Origin of the sequence: Bartonella grahamii subsp. shimonis (genome assembly GCF_036327415.1) — a bacterium.
Taxonomy (GTDB): domain Bacteria; phylum Pseudomonadota; class Alphaproteobacteria; order Rhizobiales; family Rhizobiaceae; genus Bartonella; species Bartonella shimonis.
Genome location: NZ_CP123961.1, coordinates 894,215 through 911,982, shown reverse-complemented (window position 1 = coordinate 911,982; position 17,768 = coordinate 894,215). Strand labels below are relative to the sequence as shown.

Sequence of the window (17,768 nt, the reverse complement as noted above, 5' to 3'; positions counted from 1 at the left end):
TATTTAATTATAACAAACAGATAAGAATGAGCAAAATTCAATAATCAGTTAAGTAACTCCATGGCTTATTTTTCCCAATAAACCACCCTCCTCGTTACTGATTTTATTGCTAGTGTTCTAAACAACTTTAATTTTTATCTTCTTAAAAGTCCATTATTTTTTGGTAAAAATATTTGATTTATAATGATAATTTATCATTATAAATCTTGAATGGAGCCCAAATATCATAAGATTTTCTCATTTCAAATCTGTACATGATGAATCAATCAAGATTATTCGCTTACACGTCACAAACTGAGGAGGAGCATGTAGTAAAATTATTTGAAGAAAGAAATAAGAATGCTTCATCATATCAATACAAGAGCTGTTCAACACGAAAACTAAAAATTAAATGATGACGACCAACTGACACCTTTGATCTAAGTAAAGGAGATGGCCCCCAATAAATTTTACGTTACACCATCCACAGGCACCGTAATGGGTTTGGAGAGAGATATTTTTTCAAAACAAGCGCGTAAATTGGCAATATAATAGCATTTTGTTTTACGTGAAAGTCATATACGATTTAAATAACGCAACAAACAAAAACGTGAACCAATGTGTAATATCCATTATTTAAAAGATATTGCTGTCAATACCTTTGAAAGTTATAAAGTAGAATTAAAAGGAAGTTGTAAAATGGAAACTGGTTTTCACTTTTATGGCTTCATATCCTCCCCCAATTAGGTTTTATCTCCATTTCAGAAATTACCCCAACAGGTATACGCAACATTCTTGTTCCTATCTGGCATACAAAAACAGGAGTTGCTCATAGACCCCTTATCCGTCTCAATATATATCGTCAAACATACATCTGCGCTGACATTAAATATTGGTACAGGTAACAAAAAACAAAAGATTTATTTGGAATAACAACGTCATAAAATCACTACTAGATTGACAATGGAGTAGAAAAATAGAGCATATATATCGTTGCTCTCCCCTTTTCCCGCTCTTAGTTGATATTTATTTTCTTTTTGTTTACAGAGTTAGCTCTATATTTCTTGATACCATAAAATACTCTTTACAGATAATTTAAAAACAATATTGCCGAGACTTTCGAATTACACAACACCACATTAACTAGAATAAGAGTAAAATAATATTGTCATTAAAATTTTTATATATATTAATCACGTAAAGTTAATACACATTGTATAAAAATAAATTATAGAGAACATTTAGTAAACTACCTCATATTTAAAAATCTTATTCTATCAGCTGTAATCTCCAGTGGAATATTTGTTGCTGGTTGTGAACATAATACCACACAGGTACAGATACCAAAAGTTGTAAAATCAAAGACATCTGCATATCAAAAAAGCTCTTTACAAATAAAAAAATCGTAAACTATCTAAAAACTATAGGCTATACTACTCAAGATGCTTTTTTCATTGTGCATAGTTCTGAATTGTTCAAGAAGCAAATTAATTGTAGGCAATTTAATACAACTAATGATGACAGAGAACTTTTAAACGCCCCCTATGTACTGAATGCTTAAGCGTATTATCTTATCCCTGGTGAGAAAGCATATAATGAAATGGTATAGCATATTTACAAATTAAAGGTTGTAGTACTCAAGATGCTTACTATTATCGCAGTTGATATTAAATTAATAGTCTAGATATTTGAAATAATATAGTGGAAGATTGATAGAAAAACCAATTATTCTGCCTAGATACACAAAATATAGAATCGCAACTATTTCCAGTAAGAAAACGCACAAAGATGCATAAAAGAAACAAGTTGAAGGAGTCACTTTACCTGCAGAATACTGCAAAACTGAGATATATAGCAAAAATTGAAGCTCAAAATTATGTGCGTAAGGAGTGATTATTAATACTCAATGTAAAAAATGGAACATATTTATACATTCAAGATAAAATAATTAAGCAATAAAAAATAGACAAGAACAAACTAAAAAAATACAAAAGACTATAGAAAATAATATTTATTAAAATATCTTTATTGGGAATAAGTGTATTAATTATCGCACTTTGATAATATATCTTATATTAACTTCAAATGAACATCTCCATTCGAATGCATTATGCTATTAAAAAGTAATTAAAAAATAAGAGAATACGTTTCGAATTCATATATTGAATATGAACACATTGTGGAAAAATATTTAACGAAATTAGAATAATAAAAATTGCTATATTTCTTACAAGAAGAGTTTTACTTACAAAGACCACCATTTGAAAAATATGTAAATATGATAAAAAAATAGCACGATATACTGCACAAACGAAAGAATGTATTTCATGCGTGATTGGCAACATGATACAGAAAATACTTGTAATAGAGTAGTTAAGGAAAGAAAATTAACCTAAAGAACATATGAAGGTAGCGAAAACTCTGAAAATCTTAATCATAATTCAAAAAAAGATAAATAGACATGAGAAAAAATTTAAGTAATGAAATCATAAAGCAACACACTATAACATTATCATTAATTTTGATGTGTAGTTACATGATTTTATGAAAAATACTTCTGAAGAGCTATACGCCATCACTGCATAAGATATAGTAATTTTATAAATTATAGCGCAATATAAATATTGTCTATAGAGATAGATTTTTTTATTGCCTCATAATACGGAAAAAATTAAATTTACAAGATACATATAAAGTCATAAACAATCATTTGAGACAAGCTAAACATCTCTAGAAAATACATCTTCAATTCTATTTTTTGTAATTCCATCACTAATCCAATGAGCTCCAATTTCTCTAAGATTTATAATATTAAATCTGTATTCACGAGGCTGTCCCTCATGTCACATGCATCCTTTGAATAAAGGCAGTGCATTGTTCCTTATTCTATTAAGGCTTATCTTAAAGACTTCTCCATCCCTCTCTATAGGCTCTAAAACGTTTATGGACGGCATATTTTATATCCCTTCTTAAACAGTTTTTTACCAAACATCTTTCTCTTGTAATGTATAAGCAACTATTTTAAATTCACCATGAACGAGTTTAAAATGTGAGAGTTCTGCTGTATCAAATATTCTATTTAAGTTAAAAATATAAATTATCCTTAACAAAAATTATTAATATATTAAAGCTTTATGTTATTGAAACTTTATTGAAACTAAAAAATGTTTATCCCTTATCAAGGGCATAAACGGCATGTAATGTTCTAACCGCAAGTTCAGTGTAAGCACTATCAATCAAAATAGAAATTTTAATTTCTGAGGTCGTAATTGCTTGAATATTAATACCCTTTTCAGCCAAAGCTTTAAAGGCTGTAGCAGCAACACCTGCATGGCTACGCATTCCAATACCAATCACAGATACCTTGGCAAGATCGCTTTCAAATTGGAGAACATCAAATCCAATTTCTTTGCGATTCTTCTCAAGAAGTGTAACGGCTTTTTCTACATCTGATGATGGTACAGTAAAAGTCATATCAGTTTTTGAGCCATCTTCAGAAATATTTTGCACAATCATATCAACATTAATGCGTTCTTCAGCCAAGGGACCAAAAATTGCTGCTGAAATCCCTGGACGATCCGCAAGTCGACGAAGGGAAATTTGCGCTTCATCCTTAGCAAAAGCAATACCAGTAACATTTTGTTGTTCCACGATTTCATCCTCATCGCAAATAAGTGTTCCAGAAGAACTCATTGGATCCTCCATGCCTAACGCATCGGGATCCTCAAAACTTGAACGTACAAAGGTACGAACCTTATGAACCATTGCCAATTCAACAGAACGAACCTGTAAAACCTTTGCACCAAGAGAAGCCATTTCTAGCATTTCTTCAAAAGCTACTTTTGGTAAACGACGCGCTTTTGGTTCTATACGTGGATCCGTTGTATAAACACCATCCACATCCGTATAAATATCACAGCGATCAGCTTGTACAGCAGCGGCTATAGCAACAGCACTTGTATCTGATCCTCCACGCCCTAAGGTAGAAATCCGGTTATCCGGAGCTAACCCCTGAAAACCAGCAATAACGGCAACCTGACCTTCCTGAAAACACTCGATTAAACAAGATCCATCAATATTAGTAATACGTGCACGACCATGTGCATTGTCTGTATGAATAGGAATTTGCCAACCAAGCCATGAACGTGCATTCACCCCCATTTTTTGAAGTGTCAAAGCCAACAAACCTGAAGTAACCTGTTCACCAGAAGCAACCACAACATCATATTCGCGAGCATCTCTATGCATGGAGGAAGCATCACACGTCCACTGAACAAGCTCATTGGTTTTACCAGCCATCGCAGATACGACAACTGCAACCTCATTGCCTGCATCAATCTCTCTTTTGACATGCCGTGCAACATTATATATACATTCAATATTTGCTACAGATGTTCCACCGAATTTCATGACAATGCGCGCCATTAATAACACTCTTACCTTTACATCTCTTATCTCAAACGGTAATGAGAATTAGATGCTGTATCAACTAACCATTTTCTCGACATAGCGAATATCTATCATTTGTGCAAGTTTCATTATGATTATATCAATTTCTCTTGACTTTGTATAAAATCTACTTGACCTGATCATTAAAAATAAAAGGAAGGCAACATGATAGATGAAACACAAACAACTATTGATCAAAGTGAAATTGATTACTTTTCACGTATTGCTACAGAATGGTGGAATCCACAAGGAAAATTTCGGCCTCTTCACCAATTTAACCCAACGCGCCTTGCTTACATCAGAGAAAAAATCTGTTTAGAGTTTAATCGTGACCCTGCTTCACTTACGCCCTTTGACAATTTAAAAATTCTTGATATTGGCTGTGGAGGAGGCTTGTTATGTGAACCAATGGCACGTCTTGGCGCTATGGTCGTAGGCGTTGATGCTGCACAAACAAATATTGAAGTCGCAAAAGCCCATGCAGCTCAAAATGATCTTTCCATTGATTACCGCACGACGACAGCAGAAGCACTTGCCAATGAAGGAGAAAAATTTGATATCATCCTTAATATGGAAGTTGTTGAACATGTCGCTGACGTTAATCTCTTCATAGAAGCTACAGCAAAAATGTTGAAACCACAAGGGTTAATGTTTGTCTCAACACTCAACCGCACATGGAAAGCATGGGGGCTTGCTATTGTAGGCGCTGAATATATCCTCCGTTGGCTACCTAAAGGAACACATGATTATAAAAAATTCCTAAAACCTCTAGAACTTAAAAATTTCTTATCAAAAAACGCTCTGACCGTCATTGATGAGATCGGTATTACTTATAACCCATTAAACGACAGCTGGAATCGCTCAAAAGACATGAGCGTTAACTATCTCCTTCTCGCAAAACGATCTTAAGGATATGTAATTTACAAATATTATATGCCTTGTAATAAAGAATTGAGCTTTCCCTCAGCCTCTAAAGCATAAAGATCATCACAACCGCCAACGTGATAATCACCTATGAAAATTTGTGGAAATGTATTACGCCCATTGGCGCGCTGTACCATTTCTTGGCGAAGGGATGTGGAAGCATCAATATCCGTATACTTTACGCCTTTTTTATCAAGCAAATCACGTGCTTTTGTGCAATAAGGACAGTTAGGGCGTGTATAAATTATTATCTCTTTCATAGTATTATCCTCCAATATTTTTTATAATGTTCACTTTAAATTCCTCTCAAGAAGAGGGAAAAATAGAATCTTCTTTGAGAACACGCGAAAATGTTAGCACATCAACTTGTCGTGCACCTGCATATTTTAATGCAGCAGCTGCTGCTGTAACTGTTGCACCCGTTGTAAATACATCATCAATCAGCAAAATAGAACATCCTTTGAGATATTTTTTAACCTTATGTGAAACCTTAAAAGCATTTTTTACGTTAAGTTTTCTCTCTCTCGAAGAAAGACTAACCTGTGGACGGGTATGCCGACAACGAACAAGCCAACTCGGTTTTAAAAGCTTTTTTTGTGATGCTGCAATATAACGCGCAAGCTCAGCAGATTGATTATAACGCCTTTCCCAAAAACGACGAAAATGCAATGGAATGGGAATAATAACATCACAATCATCAATAACCTCGCGTCCAGCAAACATCATCCAATTGGCCATAAATGATGCCAATTCTATATGATCACCATATTTTAAGCGCGTTACTAAAGTTCGTGCAAGCCCTTTATGAACAATGACTGAGCGAACACGTGAAAAAGGATGAGAATTACGAAGTGCTTCACCACTGAGAAAACCATCACCCATATCACAAACAAAAGGAGTCCCCATAACAGGACAATAAGGTTTCGTGATAAATTGAAGGCCTTTCCAACATTCCGGGCAAATTGTGCCATAAGTAGAAACATTTTGCTTACATCCAGGACAAATTGGTGGATAAAGCATCACTTTCAAGCGTTCAATGAACTTACTGAGTATATCCCCGCTATTTAACGCCGCTTCTCGAAAATACAACATTATAAATTTAGGCTTTTACAAGTTTCCCTCAGAACAAAAGTTCCTTTGTATTTTCTCAATCTATAATTTTAATTCCTTTAAAAATTCTTACCTTCTATAAATTTATTTTTCTTTCATATTATAAACTTGACAGAGCTTGCACAAATAATGAACCTTTTCAAAATATATTCTTTTATAGATCGAAAGTGTCCCACAATATGTCGCATCCTTTAATTTTTGATCATAACCGCATTGAACAATTCCGAAAACGTGCCTTTCAAAAAGCAAAAAAAGGATATGACTTTTTACTCTCTCACATGGCAGAAGATCTCTATAAACGTCTTAGCACTGTTGATCGCCTCTTTACATTAGCTCTCGATTTACACAGCCATACAGACCTTGCTGCGCAAGCTTTAATGAAATCTGGAAAAGTTTGTTCCATAGAACGTATTGAGACCGATCCGCTTTATCAAAGCCATGATAAAAAATTTTATTTACGTCATCGAGAATTTCTTGATTTACCTCAAAGTTACTGTGACCTTATTGTTTCACTTCTTTCATTACAATTGACCAATGATACCCCTGGTGTTCTAAGCCAGATAAAAAACACCCTTAAACCAGATGGCTTATTTCTTGCTGTTATGACAGGAGCTGGTACATTAAGAGAATTGCGCGAAAGTCTGCTGCAAGCTGAAAGTGAAATTTATGGTGGAGCAAGCCCTAGAATCTATCCTTTTGCCGACATTCATGATGCAGGCACTCTTTTACAGCATGTTGGCTTTGCTCTGCCTGTAGTAGACGTTGAAGATATCACAATACGTTATAATACAATGTTTGACCTTATGCACGATCTTAAAGCTATGGGAATGCAAAATGCACTCATCAATCGTTCACGACGCCCTGTATCCAAACGTTTTTTTCTCCGCGCAGCTGAAATCTATGCACAACGATTTAGTGATCCTGATGGACGTATTCGTGCACATTTTTCTTTCATCTGGCTTTCTGGTTGGGCTCCTCATCCCAATCAACAAAAACCCTTACAACCTGGTTCAGCGCAAATGTCTCTTACAGATGTTTTGCAACCTCAAAAAACATAACCTAAAATCATTTTTTTAAAACACTTTTATCTGTTGCCTGTAACATTTGGCTGGTGATCGTTCCAGCTATCATTGAATCGCTCACGTTTAGAGCGGTGCGTCCCATATCAATTAGCGGTTCAATAGAGATAAGTACAGCAACCAAAGTAACAGGAAGCCCCATAATTGGTAACACAATCAATGCAGCAAAAATAGCGCCTCCCCCTACACCAGCAACACCAATAGAACTCAACGTCACAACCCCAACAAGCGTGGCAATCCAAGTAGGATCAAGAGGATTAATCCCCACGGTCGGTGCAATCATGGTCGCAAGCATCGCTGGATAAAGACCAGCACAACCATTTTGTCCAATTGTTGCCCCAAAAGAAGCTGCAAAACTCGCAATGGGTTGTGGTACACCTATCCACTGTGTTTGCGCTTCAATATTCAAAGGAATACTTGCAGCACTTGAACGACTGCTAAAAGCAAACGTTAAAACCGGTAAAACCTTTTTGAAAAAACGAAGGGGATTCACCCCAGAAATACCAAGCAATACACCATGAATTCCAAAAATTAAAATAATACCGACATAAGAAGCAATGATAAAAACCAGTAAATTTAAAATATCTGCAATACGCGATATTGCTCCTACTTTCGTCATAAGTGCAAAAATACCATAAGGTGTCAAAGCAATCACAATACGGACTAACCGCAGAATCCAAGCTTGTCCCACTTGAATAAATAAAAGCGCTTTTTCTCCTTTTTCTGGCTCATCTTTCTTTAAAAGAAGAACCGATGCACCTAAAAATGACGCAAAAATAACAACACTGATAATTGATGTACGCTTAACTCCACTTAACTCAGCAAAGGGGTTTTTAGGAATCAAAGATAAAATCATCTTTGGTATATTCATATCTCCAAGTTGAGAAATACGATCTCCAAGAACAGCAGAAACATTTTGCCCTTCATGTACCAAACCATTTGCAGTTAAACCAAAGGCATTCACTACCAAAACGCCAACCAACGCTGAAAGAGCCGTTGTAAAGAGCAATATTGAAATTGCTATTATACTCATCTTTCCAACAGCATAAACAGAATGTAAATGAGCAACTGCTGAAACGATAGAGATAAAAACTAGTGGCATAACAATCATTTGCAACAATAAGATATAGCCCTCACCGACAATGTTAAACCATTCAACGGATTTCAATAAAGTGCTTTCACCCTCTCCATAAATAAACTGCAAAACACTTCCAAAAATCAAGCCAAGGATAAGCCCTAACATAACACGTAGTGAAAGACTCCATTGCATTCTCTTACTTTGAGAAACCAACAATAAAAAAATAACAAATAGAAATAAATTGACGAAAAAATTAAATGTCATTGTCTATGCTCACTTACCATTGTTATGATTGAGGTCAATAATCTGCATAATACAAAATCAATGCATGATATTTAAAATTAACATAAAGCTTACAAGGCTTTTACAAAATCATTATTTTTTAATTTATAGATTAAAAGAGAATTTTTTATCTACTAATAACTGTTTAAAGAAAATAAATAAAATTATTTTTCTATTCTTTAAATTTACGCTCTCATAAAATAGTTAAAAAAGAGAAATATAAACAACATTCATTGCATCTTAATACTGAATAATTCCAGCATATCTTATCCTATAAATGCTCTTACCACTCTCTTTTGTTATTTGAACTGAAGCGAGCTTTCCAGGCAAGAATGAATTAACAATCAAACATTCATGATTTTTCTAGAAAATACGCCAACAAGCTACTTTTGCTAATTTTATGAACTGCCCTCTCAACAGTTTTGATCAGCACTTCAAATATAATTATTTTATTGAAAATACCTTTTATACGTTCTTTCTTTGCTCTCAATGAAAGCTTTTATTTATTAATATTTAATGATGTAATTAACACATTAATTCTATATATTATAATCTCTATTTCTATCTATCTACATAATATATTTCTTTTATATAAAAATAAATTCGAGTTATACATACATAGATCTATCGGTATTTTCCTACTGTCTTTTTAGCTTACTGAAAGTATTGATATCGTAATTTTTGTATAATAAAATGCTCTTTCATATAAGCATCGTATATCTCTTATGAACTATCTTTAGCAACAAAGGTACAACATTAAGATTACGGAAATATCGTGATATTATTGGGTATAAAAATCACACTACCCAAAAGGCTTTTGTCCAAAAGACTTTTGTATTGTGTGCTTTATGAGAGATGTTAAAAGGAAGGTAGGATATACTCTCTAGAGCAAATGAGTGAATCAGCCACCACGGTGATATGCATTTTTTAAAAAGTAGGAAGTATCTTTGCTTCAAATTTAATAGGCACATTCTAAAAATAAAGGTTCTACAGACTCATTCCAAATAGAATAGTAATGGGACAAAAATTTTTCAGCATCTGTTTGTCCCATTGCAACAACCTCTTCTAAAGGATTAAGAAAATTTGTTTCATCAAAACCATTCATATCATACTGTTTGCGATTTTTTAAGCCTTTGCGGGCAATAGCAAGAGCTTGGCGTGCTAACTCTAAAAGAATAGTTTGACGGAAAGGAGTTCTTAACCCTCCTTTAGGAACACGTTGGCGCATATCTAAAACTTCTTCAAAACACCAATCTTTTGTCAAAGCCTCTGCCTCATTAAGTGCTTCCCTATCATAAAGAAGCCCAACCCAAAAAGCCGACAACGCACAAATGCGCTTCCAAGAACCGCAATCAGCTCCTCTCATTTCTAAAAATCTTTTTAAGCGGACTTCAGGAAATAATGTTGATAAGTGATTAATCCAATCTCCCATGTTTGGAATTGAATTTGCAACTTGTCCTTTTAATGCTCCATTCATAAACTGACGAAATGTTATATGTGTACAATCATAATAACGACCATCACGCACAACAAAATACATTGGAACATCAAGGGCCCATTCAACATAATCAGCAAAACCAAAACGCTCAGAAAATATAAAGGGAAGAACGCCTGTCCTCTGATTATCAGTATTACGCCAAATTTCAGAACGCCACGACAAAAAGCCATTTGGGTGTCCTTCTGTAAAAGGTGAACTTGCAAATAATGCTGTTGCAATGGGCTGTAACTTCATAGATACTTGCATTTTTCGCCGCATATCACTTTCAGATGAGAAATCAAGATTAACCTGAACTGTTGATGTGCGATACATCATATTAAGACCATCATGCCCCACTTTAGGCATATAATCAGTCATAATCTGATAACGTGATTTAGGCATTCGCGGCGTTTCAGCTAAAGTCCACTTTGGACTAGCTCCCATTCCCAAAAAACCAATACCCAATGGTTCTGCAATTTTCTTGAGAAGAGTTAAATGCTCCATCAACTCGTGATATGTATGACCGACTGTTTTTAATGGTGCACCAGATAATTCAAATTGTCCCCCAGGTTCCAAAGAAATGGCTCCCTGATCAACTGATCCTACGAGCCCAATAATATTCTCTTCATCTAAAATAGGTTTCCATCCTAAAGCGCTTTGCATCCTCTCTAAAAGCGCTCGGATTCCCCTCTCTCCTTCATAAGGAACTGGGTGAAAACCATCTCTATAAAACGGAAACTTTTCATGTTCTGTACCGATACGCCAATCATCTTCTGCTTTATACCCCCCTTGGAAATAGCTAACCAAGGAATCTAAGTTATAAATTTCACTTTCATCAGTTATATCAAGCGCCATAACTTATCGTATCCTATCATTGGTATCATCATCATCTTAAATGAATTGTTTAGAGTGATTTTACAGATTTCTCAATCCAGGGCCCAATCCCCCACGGTAGCATTAAGAAGAGCCAAAGCAGCAACAGCGGCAGTGTCAGCGCGTAGAATACGCGGACCTAATGATATTGGGACCACAAAAGGATGTTCTTTTAAAAAGCTCCGTTCTTCTTCACTAAAGCCACCTTCCGGTCCAATAAGAATACCAGGTGTTGTAACGTCACGCTTTTTAAAAGAAGGTAATGGATTATGCAATTTATGCTCTTCATCACAAAAGAATAAAGGCTGTGTTTCATCCCACCGTGCTAAAAGTTCTGCTAATGATAGAGCAGATACGCATTCAGGGAGAGATAAAATGCCACACTGTTCAGAAGCTTCAATAACATTGGCTTCCATACGCGCCATATTGATACGCGTAACCTGCGTATGATCCGTTATAACAGGCTGCAAAATCGATACCCCCATTTCAACAGCTTTCTGTACCATATAATCTAACCGCGCGTTTTTGAGTGGAGCAAAGCAATAAATAAGATTGGAATGCGTCGTTTGTAATCTTTCTTGATGGATAAGCTGAACCACAACAAATTTTTTCTTAACAATGATGAGTTTAGCAAGCCACTCACCATCCTGTCCATTAAAAAGTAAAATCTCTGCTCCTTCTTTCATACGCAAAACATGCACAAGATAAGAAGCTTGTGCCCCTTCTATCTTTATTTCTTCATTCAAAGCCAATGTCTGTCGGATAAATAATCTTTTAAGTTTATAATTTATGCGCATAAAAATTTTGCCAATACTCACTATTGCCATCGAGAAAATAAAGAAAATATATAGCAAAGAAAAAATTATATCTATAGAACTATAATATATTAAAGAATTATAGAGTTTTTTTATCTTTATGAGATAATAATAGGAACTTATAGATCTTTAAATGATTCTACTTTCATAAAAGTTTAAATAATGCACCATTCATTTTTGCATTCAGTCATTGATGCATCCGTGGAGGAAAAATATGTCTGCTAAAAAAGCTACAATTATTACGATTACAACCCTCTTAGCCTTTATTTTGATTACAGTGGGTATTGGTTCTGTTGGAGCAGACGGGAAGCATACAATTACCAAAGATGGCTATGGTATTTCTTCTGGGATTCAATAAGCACTGGCCGACATCCCCCTTAAAATTTTAATGTTTTTTAGCAACTTTTATAAGATTTGCACCGATATTATGAATCTCTTGTATTTGAAAGATTTCATAAGAGGGATTTTTATTACTCTTTTCAATCATTAATCTATATCAACCACATTTATGACGGAGAAGACGATTTTTATTGCTTCATCACGAACGGATTTAAAATGAGAGAAGCTTCCGATAGTAGGAGCTCTGATTTAAATTTAAAAGACAATTCTAAGTTGCAAAAAAGACGAATTACTATTATAAGGTAGAGTGTTACACAGATGAAAAATAATACTCAATCTGCGTCAATGTCTTTTGTAACCCAAAAATTACCATGATTTTGTCCTTTAGAGCTTAGAGAAAATCTAAAAGGCCATGTAAGGCTATTAGCAAGACATTGGACATCTTTACATAAAGTTTCTGATCTATAATTTTTACGTAGTTGTGCCTGTAATATCAATTCATTCTGCTTCCCTTGCGCAGTAGAAGTTGCAACAGTTCCTTGAATAGATAAGCTCAAATCTGCTGTATGCATTAATGACTCTGTCACCTTCATCATACCTTCTGAAAAGCTTGTCTGAATATCCCAGTGATCAAATGTTGTTGAAAAAGTATCATTCTTCATTAAAAGAAATTGTTGTTTATTTAAAAGCCTTGTTTGTAATTCATTCAAATCATACCCTAAGAGCCGACCAGAAGACATCTTCAGTGTTAATTCACCCTGCATTTTCGTAAAAATTTCTGGCCAAGAATCAGCAAGTGTTTGTACCGTTGCAGTGAAATTCGTTTTGCTTTGTAGAAATGGAATAAATCCCAAGGTTTCTAAAATCTCCCGCATATCAATAGAAGCACCTGAAATATTTCCTCCAATATGCGCTTTCTGTCCAGCTGACGTAACTTCAATATTACTTTGCACAGATCCACCAAAAATATTTGCATGTCCAAGATCAAAAATACCATGTCCATTTCTTATTTGTATTGCAGCAGCTAAATTTGTGAGTGAAATATTTTCTATTTTAGCTTGTGATGCAGAAAGTCGTATATCCACTCCAATACGATCAAAAATTTTCATATCAAAGAAGGCATTTTTCTTTTTACCTGAAAAAAACATCGAGTTACCTGAAAAAAACATCGAGCCCAAGAGGCTAAGGTCTAGGTTATCAAAGGCTAAAGAGCCCATGACATTTGGTACATAATCTTGAAAATCGAATTTTAAAGCTCCTCGCGCATTGGTTTTCCCCATCGCAAATGTAACATTGTCCATTTGGATATGCATTGGTTGCGCTAGAAAATAAGATTCCCATACAATGGGTATTTTTAATTTATGTCCCCAAAACTGATTCCCACCAACCCAAGACAATGTCTGATTCCATCCCGGAGAACGCATCGATACCTTTCCATCAAAAATATAATATTCAGATAACCGAACCTTTCCTGTAAAAGTTATTCCCCCACGCACAGAGTTAAGACTTGCCCTAATATGGCTTTTGCCTCCTGCCAGAAGCAGCAATGCTTGAGAAGCATCAATTGATAATTTTGTAAATTCTCCGCGCCAACGCGCATCTGCACGTAACCGTACTTCCTGAATCGATTCCGGCCAATCTAAAGTCGCATTTAATCCTGTTATTTTTTCTGCGATCCCTGAAAGACTATCGTGATACACAAGAGCACCATTTTTAATAACAACCCGCCCAAAAGGTTGTTTTAAAAGGTGCTCTATCTCTGGATGTTCAGGATTATGTTTTAATATTTCACGCGCATTGCGTATAGCTAACCCTAATGCACCTTGTGAACGAGAAAACCGATCAAAAAAATCAGCTATTGTTTTAACAGGCTTTCCCATAACAAATTGAGGACGCATAATCCGCGTCTCTGAAAAAGAAACATGTCCCCAAAGAAGATCGACGACAGAAAGATCAACTTCTATTGATTCAGCTTCCATTAATGGCGCAACATCATCCATTTTTGATGTTAAAGTAACGCCAGAAAGAAATGCTTTAGGATAAGGAAAAAGATGTAACCGCGGTGGATCACGCAATTGCACATTGTAACCGGTCCATGCACTCAAATCCTGCGCTAAACGAATACGAATCGCATCTGTAGAGATAAGATAAGGTAAAACGAGAATCCCCACTCCAAATAAAAAGATAATTGTTATAAAAATTCCGCTCAAAAATTTTATTATTCTGATGCGCACAATATCCCTCTACACTTATCCCCCTATAACAGATTAAAACAAACTTAAATGATCATAAAAAGTTTTGATAATCCTATAATTCACTATATCCACTTTGTATCTTCATTATTTTTGTTCTTTATCCAAAATTTATTCAAACAGCAATGTTGTTGCTTCTTTATAAAGCAATTATTTAAAAGTCTTCAAAACTATAAATCCACAACATTATCAAACCATTCTTACTGTTCTCATATGAATATTGCTATAAAACTCTATCGTATTATTAGAAAATGCTTTACAAAAAAACAAATAGCCTTACCGAAAGGATCTCTGAATGAATAATATTATCGACGGAAAAAAACTTGCTGAAGAGATTATTGCGAAAGTTAAGGCTGAAACAACAAAGCTCCGCCATCACTATAATATACAACCTGGTATCGCTGTTATTATCGTTGGAGATGATCCCGCAAGTCAAATATATGTCACCTCAAAAAATAAAAAGGCTGAAGAATGTGGGTTTCTTTCAATCAAACACGTTGTTTCCAAAGAAACGCAAGAAAAAGAGCTCCTTCAACTTATTGCAACATTAAATTCCGATCCCAAAATTCATGGTATTTTGGTACAGCTACCTCTCCCTGCTCATATGAATACAAATCGCATAACACAAGCCGTTTCTTTCCAAAAAGATGTTGATGGTTTCCATTATATTAATGTAGGAAAACTCACGGCAAATGCACTTGAAGATGCAATTATTCCCTGCACACCAGCTGGTGCTATGATGATGATTGAACAACACTGTGGGCAAGATTTATCTGGACTTGATGCTGTCGTTGTTGGACGCTCTAATATTGTTGGAAAACCTATGGCTGCCCTTTTAACAGCAGCCAATGCCACTGTGACAATTGCCCATAGTCGTACCCGTGACCTTGATGATGTGTGTCGAAGCGCTGATATTCTAGTAGCAGCTGTAGGCCGCCCACAAATGATTAAAAAAGACTGGATAAAAAATGGTGCAATTGTTATTGATGTCGGTATTAACCGCGTTGCTGCACCAGAAAAAGGTGTAGGCGAAACACGTCTTGTTGGTGATGTCGATTTTGAAAACGTAAAAGAAAAAGCCGCTGCGATCACCCCTGTTCCAGGAGGCGTTGGACCAATGACAATTGCCATGCTTATGGTTAATACCCTCAAAGCTGCCGCGCGATCACACAATCTGCCTATACCAAAATTCTAAGAATTGTAACAATTCCTTGTATATGGTTTCATTGCACATGATTCAGCTTGTTTATTTTTGCATTTTTCATGCCATAAAAACAGATGCCCCTTGATCTGCACAATTAACGGATTGACGAAAAACATGAAAAAGTTCGCGTCCAACACCATGTTCGTTTTTTGAAAGATCAGGAGATATGATTTTTCGCGCGTTAAATTTTGCTAAATCCTCTAAAAGAGTTAATTTACCCTCATGAGCATCAAGAAAAACAATATCACCATCCTGCAAACGTGCAATGGGGCCATTATCCACTGCTTCTGGTGTCACATGGATGGCAGCAGGAATTTTTCCTGACGCCCCTGACATACGCCCATCGGTTATCAATGCTACCTTTTGACCGCGATCTTGTAAAACGCCTAAAATGGTCGTTAATTTATGAAGCTCTGGCATACCATTAGCTTTTGGTCCTTGATAGCGAATGACAGCGATAAAATCTTTATCGTGTAACACTCCAGATTTAAAAGATTTTTGTAGTTCTTCTTGATCATTAAAAACAAAGACTGGTGCTTTAATCTGCCAATACTCTGATTTAACAGAGGAAACTTTTATAATAGCTGTTCCCAAATCTCCCGATAAAACACGAAGACCACCATCAAGCTGAAATGGCTTTCTCCACCCTGCTAACACCTTATGATCACCACTTTCCTTGAGAGCCGCTTCACGCACCACATGACCATCAGCAGAAAGCTTTGCTTCAATGGCATAAGCATTGAGATCTTTACCAAAAACCGTTGAAACATCTTCATGTACTAAACCTGCTTCAATAAGCTCGCGAATAATAAATCCCATCCCCCCAGCAGCATAAAAATGATTGATATCCGCTAAACCGTTAGGATAAATGCGCGCTAAAAGAGGCACATGGCTTGAAATTTCTGCAATATCATGCCATGTCAATTTAATACCGCAAGCAGCAGCCATAGCAATCAAATGAATCGTATGATTGGTAGAGCCTCCTGTTGCATTTAATCCTACAATGGCATTCACAAAAGAACGTTCATCAATGATCATACCAAGTGGACTATAATGATCACCAAGATCTGTCATTTCAAGTACACGTTTCGTAGCTTCTTTTGTTAAAGCATCACGCAACGGTGTATTCGCATTAATAAAAGAAGCTCCAGGCATATGAAGCCCCATCATCTCCAGTATCACCTGATTTGAGTTAGCTGTTCCATAAAATGTACATGTTCCTGGTCCATGATAAGAACGTGATTCTGATGCCAGAAGTGTTTGGCGATCTATTTTATTTTCCGCGTAAAGTTGACGTATCTTCACTTTTTCATCATTACCTTGACCACTTGTCATGGGACCAGCTGGTATAAAAATTCCTGGTAAATGACCAAATGTTAGTGCACCAATCAATAAACCTGGTACAATTTTATCACACACCCCAAGATACAATGCTGCATCAAAAACATCGTGTGATAAGCTTATAGCTGTCGCCATTGCAATTACTTCACGCGAAAAAAGGGAAAGCTCCATCCCCGCATTTCCCTGCGTAACACCATCACACATCGCGGGAACACCACCGGCAACCTGTGCAACACCACCAACCATACGGGCCGCCTCTTTAATTAAGTGCGGAAATTTTTCAAAAGGTTGATGAGCTGAAAGTAAATCGTTATATGCCGTGATAATGCCAATATTCCCAACAATATTTTCCTTCAAACGCTCTTTATCTATTGCACCACAAGCAGCAAAACCATGCGCCTGATTGGCACATCCTAAAAAACTCCGTTTTGGGCGATGAGCTTGTGCTTTCGCAATACGATCTAAGTAAATTTCTCGTGTTGATCGAGAACGTTCATAAATCCTTCTTGTAACTGTGGAAATTGTCTTGGAAAGTGCCATATTCCCCTCCCCCTTTCATTGTTGCT

Annotated in this window: 12 protein-coding genes; 4 read left to right on the top strand and 8 right to left on the bottom strand. The window is 35.8% G+C overall.

What is annotated here, in order from left to right:
• Nucleotides 1-3,147: 3,147 nt before the first annotated feature.
• Complete coding sequence (locus QHG57_RS04060) at nt 3,148-4,404, bottom strand: aspartate kinase (RefSeq protein ID WP_330167186.1); 1,257 nt, start codon at nt 4,402-4,404, stop codon at nt 3,148-3,150.
• Between the two features lie 189 nt (nt 4,405-4,593).
• Between QHG57_RS04060 and ubiG the strand changes: the two genes are divergently transcribed.
• A complete protein-coding gene (gene ubiG / locus QHG57_RS04055; RefSeq protein ID WP_330167185.1) occupies nt 4,594-5,337 on the top strand; it encodes a bifunctional 2-polyprenyl-6-hydroxyphenol methylase/3-demethylubiquinol 3-O-methyltransferase UbiG in 744 nt (247 codons plus the stop codon).
• Nucleotides 5,338-5,357: 20 nt separating this feature from the next.
• Here ubiG and grxC read toward each other — a convergent pair whose 3' ends face one another.
• Nucleotides 5,358-5,612 (bottom strand): glutaredoxin 3, encoded by a 255-nt coding sequence (grxC, locus tag QHG57_RS04050; protein WP_254473023.1) that lies wholly within the window; start codon nt 5,610-5,612, stop codon nt 5,358-5,360.
• Nucleotides 5,613-5,658: 46 nt separating this feature from the next.
• The gene (locus QHG57_RS04045; protein WP_330167184.1) at nt 5,659-6,444 is read right to left on the bottom strand and encodes a ComF family protein; all 786 of its coding nucleotides are present in this window, start codon (nt 6,442-6,444) and stop codon (nt 5,659-5,661) included.
• Nucleotides 6,445-6,641: 197 nt separating this feature from the next.
• Here QHG57_RS04045 and QHG57_RS04040 point away from each other — a divergent pair, with 197 nt between their 5' ends.
• Entirely contained in the window at nt 6,642-7,520 is an 879-nt protein-coding gene (locus QHG57_RS04040) for a class I SAM-dependent methyltransferase (RefSeq protein ID WP_330167183.1), read from the top strand.
• Between the two features lie 7 nt (nt 7,521-7,527).
• Here the strand turns inward: QHG57_RS04040 and QHG57_RS04035 are convergent, their stop codons facing one another.
• From QHG57_RS04035 to QHG57_RS04025, 3 genes are all read right to left on the bottom strand, one after another.
• Nucleotides 7,528-8,883: an L-cystine transporter gene (locus tag QHG57_RS04035; protein WP_330167182.1), complete on the bottom strand. Its 1,356-nt coding sequence runs from the start codon at nt 8,881-8,883 to the stop codon at nt 7,528-7,530.
• Nucleotides 8,884-9,859: 976 nt separating this feature from the next.
• Nucleotides 9,860-11,233, bottom strand: coding sequence for a glutamate--cysteine ligase (locus QHG57_RS04030; protein ID WP_330169527.1), 1,374 nt, complete (start codon nt 11,231-11,233; stop codon nt 9,860-9,862).
• A gap of 71 nt (nt 11,234-11,304) precedes the next feature.
• Entirely contained in the window at nt 11,305-12,048 is a 744-nt protein-coding gene (locus QHG57_RS04025; RefSeq protein ID WP_330167180.1) for a 16S rRNA (uracil(1498)-N(3))-methyltransferase, read from the bottom strand.
• A gap of 232 nt (nt 12,049-12,280) precedes the next feature.
• On the opposite strand from QHG57_RS04025, the gene QHG57_RS04020 reads away from it, so the two are divergent.
• Entirely contained in the window at nt 12,281-12,424 is a 144-nt protein-coding gene (locus QHG57_RS04020) for a hypothetical protein (RefSeq protein ID WP_012754785.1), read from the top strand.
• Nucleotides 12,425-12,737: 313 nt separating this feature from the next.
• On the opposite strand, the gene QHG57_RS04015 is transcribed toward QHG57_RS04020, so the two are convergent.
• Complete coding sequence (locus QHG57_RS04015) at nt 12,738-14,639, bottom strand: AsmA family protein (RefSeq protein ID WP_330169526.1); 1,902 nt, start codon at nt 14,637-14,639, stop codon at nt 12,738-12,740.
• Between the two features lie 313 nt (nt 14,640-14,952).
• Between QHG57_RS04015 and folD the strand changes: the two genes are divergently transcribed.
• A complete protein-coding gene (gene folD, locus QHG57_RS04010) occupies nt 14,953-15,852 on the top strand; it encodes a bifunctional methylenetetrahydrofolate dehydrogenase/methenyltetrahydrofolate cyclohydrolase FolD (protein ID WP_330169525.1) in 900 nt (299 codons plus the stop codon).
• Between the two features lie 66 nt (nt 15,853-15,918).
• Here the strand turns inward: folD and edd are convergent, their stop codons facing one another.
• Complete coding sequence (edd, locus tag QHG57_RS04005; RefSeq protein WP_330169524.1) at nt 15,919-17,742, bottom strand: phosphogluconate dehydratase; 1,824 nt, start codon at nt 17,740-17,742, stop codon at nt 15,919-15,921.
• Nucleotides 17,743-17,768 lie beyond the last annotated feature (26 nt).

Bases quoted from the DNA above. Each gene is read 5' to 3' on its own strand.
- QHG57_RS04025 (WP_330167180.1), bottom strand. From the start codon at position 12,048: ATGCGCATAAATTATAAACTTAAAAGATTATTTATCCGACAGACATTG.
- QHG57_RS04035 (WP_330167182.1), bottom strand. From the start codon at position 8,883: ATGACATTTAATTTTTTCGTCAATTTATTTCTATTTGTTATTTTTTTA.
- ubiG (WP_330167185.1), top strand. From the start codon at position 4,594: ATGATAGATGAAACACAAACAACTATTGATCAAAGTGAAATTGATTAC.
- QHG57_RS04020 (WP_012754785.1), top strand. From the start codon at position 12,281: ATGTCTGCTAAAAAAGCTACAATTATTACGATTACAACCCTCTTAGCC.
- QHG57_RS04045 (WP_330167184.1), bottom strand. From the start codon at position 6,444: ATGTTGTATTTTCGAGAAGCGGCGTTAAATAGCGGGGATATACTCAGT.
- edd (WP_330169524.1), bottom strand. From the start codon at position 17,742: ATGGCACTTTCCAAGACAATTTCCACAGTTACAAGAAGGATTTATGAA.
- QHG57_RS04030 (WP_330169527.1), bottom strand. From the start codon at position 11,233: ATGGCGCTTGATATAACTGATGAAAGTGAAATTTATAACTTAGATTCC.
- folD (WP_330169525.1), top strand. From the start codon at position 14,953: ATGAATAATATTATCGACGGAAAAAAACTTGCTGAAGAGATTATTGCG.
- QHG57_RS04060 (WP_330167186.1), bottom strand. From the start codon at position 4,404: ATGGCGCGCATTGTCATGAAATTCGGTGGAACATCTGTAGCAAATATT.
- QHG57_RS04040 (WP_330167183.1), top strand. From the start codon at position 6,642: ATGTCGCATCCTTTAATTTTTGATCATAACCGCATTGAACAATTCCGA.
- grxC (WP_254473023.1), bottom strand. From the start codon at position 5,612: ATGAAAGAGATAATAATTTATACACGCCCTAACTGTCCTTATTGCACA.